The organism is Acinetobacter endophylla (assembly GCF_053543775.1).
In genome coordinates this window covers 1-715 of record NZ_JBLVOM010000136.1, presented here as the reverse complement: position 1 = coordinate 715, position 715 = coordinate 1, and the positions used below count along the sequence as shown (strand labels likewise).

The following is a 715-nucleotide window of genomic DNA, read 5'->3' as shown; positions in this document are numbered from 1 at the left end:
TTCCTAGCCCCCAACCCGTAATCATCAGTATCTTCATTTTGTCTGCTCCAATAAAAAGGGACCAATTCAAGTTGAAATGATCCCTGTTTGTTACACGATTAATTAAGCAGGTTGCATCGCATCTACAGCCAATTCTTTAGCTGTTTTCTTGGCAGCTTCAGCTTTTAAGCCTAATTTAGCAAACAAGACTTTGTCTTTACCTTCACCACTGTTCGGGGCAGTAAGCAATTTATCACCTGAAAATAATGAGTTAGCTCCAGCCATAAATGCCAGTGCCTGATCAGAGTCAGAGAGAGATTCACGACCTGCCGACAAGCGGATATAACTCTTCGGCATAATAATCCGTGCTACCGCAATAGTACGAATCCAGTCAATCACATCCAGTTTTTCAACATCGGCCAGTGGTGTGCCTTCAATAGGAACCAGCATATTTATGGGCACCGAACCCGGGTGAATCGGCATAGTCGCTAGTTCAAACAACAAACCGACTCGGTCTTGTACGCCTTCGCCCAAGCCGACAATACCGCCACTACAGACATTAATTCCGGCATCACGTACATGATCAAGCGTATTTAAGCGGTCATCAAAGCTACGTGTACTGATGACATTGGCATAATATTCACGTGAGGTATCAAGGTTGTGGTTATAATAATCTAGCCCTGCATCTTTCAGACGTTCCGCTTGTGAGGCATTCAGCATCCCTAGAGTCATACAG

The 715-nt window shown here is 44.5% G+C and carries 1 protein-coding gene; it reads right to left on the bottom strand.

Annotation, left to right across the window (positions count from 1 at the left end):
• Nucleotides 1–102: 102 nt before the first annotated feature.
• A partial coding sequence (gene bioB, locus ACNPNW_RS05990) for a biotin synthase BioB (protein WP_448766710.1) occupies nucleotides 103–715 on the bottom strand: 613 nt, incomplete at its 5' end.